The organism is Okeania sp., assembly GCF_983059655.1.
Genome location: NZ_CEZPJD010001022.1, coordinates 1 through 2,370 on the forward strand (window position 1 = coordinate 1; position 2,370 = coordinate 2,370).

A 2,370-nucleotide genomic window follows, 5' to 3' on the forward strand; every position below is an offset into this window, starting at 1 on the left:
ACTAAATAAGAGGACAGATAGTATTTTTCATTTGGCAATTCCAACCCATGACTTAAAAGCTGCTAAACAGTTTTATATTGAAGTTTTGGGATGTCGTCTAGCTCGGGAATATCACGATAGAATCACCTTAGATTTTTTCGGCGATCAACTTGTTTGTCATCTTGCACCAAATGAAATCGATCCCAATCCGAAGATGTATCCTCGCCATTTTGGGCGGACATTTATCGAAAAATCTATCTTTGATCGAACAATAGAATCAGCTAAAAAATATGGTACTCGTTTTCTAGAAGAACCCTCAATACGATTTGCCGAACGACCAGAAAAACATCTTACTGTTGCACTTCTCGATCCATCCAATAATGTCGTTGAATTTAAGTATTATTTCACAGAGGACTATATTTATTAAATGACATCCTCTCCGACTTTACCCTAATGCTTGATGCTCCTGCCCACCTTTCTGCCGACTGCCTGTTGCTACCCTTGGATAACTATACTATCCCCTATGTAAACTTCCCAATCTATTTTTATCTTTAAATCAGCTATGATTTGTCAACAATAACAATCAATACCTGATTTAGGCACCTATAGCAATGAGCGCTGGTATATTTACAAATTGCAGGATTTGCCCAATAGCTAAAAGTCTTATATTGTCGGCAATGTATTCCCCCTGTTGCCCGTTGCCTGTTGCCTGTTGCCTGCGCACAGCGCTATATAAAATTACAAACTAAAAATGGGGGTATCTCTTCTGTGCGAAAAGAATACCCCCTATACTTGTAACTAAAATCAGGTTATACCTATAGCATACCAGCACTACCAAGCCCTAAAATTATTCCGGCTCCCAAAATATGACCAAAGCTAGTAGTAGCTAACAATTCTGGTATGCCAAACCCAGTAAAAATTGCTGGTAATGATACTGGTAAGTCTGGCCCTTGTCCACGGTTGTTCTTGGAAATAGCATAGTAACCAATTGCAATTGCCACTAGGTTGCAAATTATCATTATAATTGCTACTTTTGGAGACCACTCTGCAGAGAGGGATTGAGATTGTGCTGCTAAAATTAAGCAAGAGTAAATCAAGTTTTTATCTCCTTAAAATTATCAAGATTTAGCTATTTGGCTTAAATGTTTGATTGAATCCATTTATGTTTTGCAAATTATCAATAAATTTTAGTAAGAAGCCATAATTTGTTTTAATAATTAACAATAACCTTAAGTTTTAATACAAAGATTTACAATTAAGCTCTTAGTAGGTATAATCAATGCGCGTAAAAATTTGTGGGATTACAAAATTAGAGCAAGGACAAGCGATCGCTCAAATGGGAGCAACAGCTTTAGGATTTATCTGTGTTCCAAAATCGCCTCGGTATATTACCCCGGCAAAAATCAGAAATATCGTTGTTCAACTACCAGAAAATATTGATAAAATCGGAGTATTTGTTAACCCAGAAATTGATTTATTATCGGAAATAATTATTCAGACCAAATTGACTGGTATACAACTACATGGAGACGAATCTTCAGAATTTTGTCATCAACTGCGTCAATCAGTACCAGATAATATAGAAATAATTAAAGCATTCAGAATCAAATCTCCTCAAGATTTAACAAGAGTAAATAGTTATGAAAATTACGTCGATACTTTACTTCTAGATGCTTATCATCCAGATAAATTAGGAGGCACTGGTCAAACTTTAGATTGGAAAATTATTCAAGATTTTCACCCCGCTTTTCCTTGGTTTTTAGCAGGTGGTTTAACACCAGAAAATGTCACAGTACCAATTCAACAATTCATTATTGAATCTAGCCATAAATTCTGTGGTATTGACTTATCTAGTGGAGTAGAAAAAGCTCCTGGAGATAAAGACTTAGTTAAAGTCAAAAAATTATTTGATAGTTTGGCGAAACTTAGGATTAAAGTGTAGAAAAAATATCAAGTCAGGAATTAGTATTAAAATTTTGAACTAAAGTTCACAGTAAAACTTAAAACATATTAGCCAACTTTACCGAATAATTCAGGTTTAAAAGCTTTCCTTTACAGGAGAAGTAAAAAAACCTTTTAGTGAATTATCTTCCTAAAAAGAAGAGGTAATTATCAATTATTAATTATTAGACATCTCCAGAAAAGAGGGAACAGGGAACAGGGAACAGGGAACAGAGAAGAATAATTAATAATTTCTGGATAAGAATTGATTTTCTTTTTTATTTTTGGAGATGTCTATTGAACTATCTAGCTAATGTAGACTTGAATTCACAAAACAGGCTGAATGCTGACATAAATTAAGAAACAAAATAGTTTAGTTTTCAGTCACAAAGTAGAGCAATGTGCGCTGGCATATTTACAAATTGCAGGAATTGTCCAATAGCTAAAAGT

General features: G+C 34.3%; 3 protein-coding genes. 2 read left to right on the forward strand and 1 reads right to left on the reverse strand.

The annotated features are described in order from the left end of the window. Nucleotides 1-406, forward strand: a 406-nt coding sequence (locus tag AC3DU7_RS31320; protein ID WP_488043136.1) for a VOC family protein, incomplete at its 5' end; no start/stop codon positions are given. Nucleotides 407-794: 388 nt separating this feature from the next. Here the strand turns inward: AC3DU7_RS31320 and psaK are convergent. After that, nucleotides 795-1,076: a photosystem I reaction center subunit PsaK gene (psaK, locus tag AC3DU7_RS31325; RefSeq protein WP_488043137.1), complete on the reverse strand. Its 282-nt coding sequence runs from the start codon at nucleotides 1,074-1,076 to the stop codon at nucleotides 795-797. Nucleotides 1,077-1,258: 182 nt separating this feature from the next. On the opposite strand from psaK, the gene AC3DU7_RS31330 reads away from it, so the two are divergent. Then, nucleotides 1,259-1,921 (forward strand): phosphoribosylanthranilate isomerase, encoded by a 663-nt coding sequence (locus AC3DU7_RS31330; RefSeq protein WP_488043138.1) that lies wholly within the window; start codon nucleotides 1,259-1,261, stop codon nucleotides 1,919-1,921. Nucleotides 1,922-2,370 lie beyond the last annotated feature (449 nt).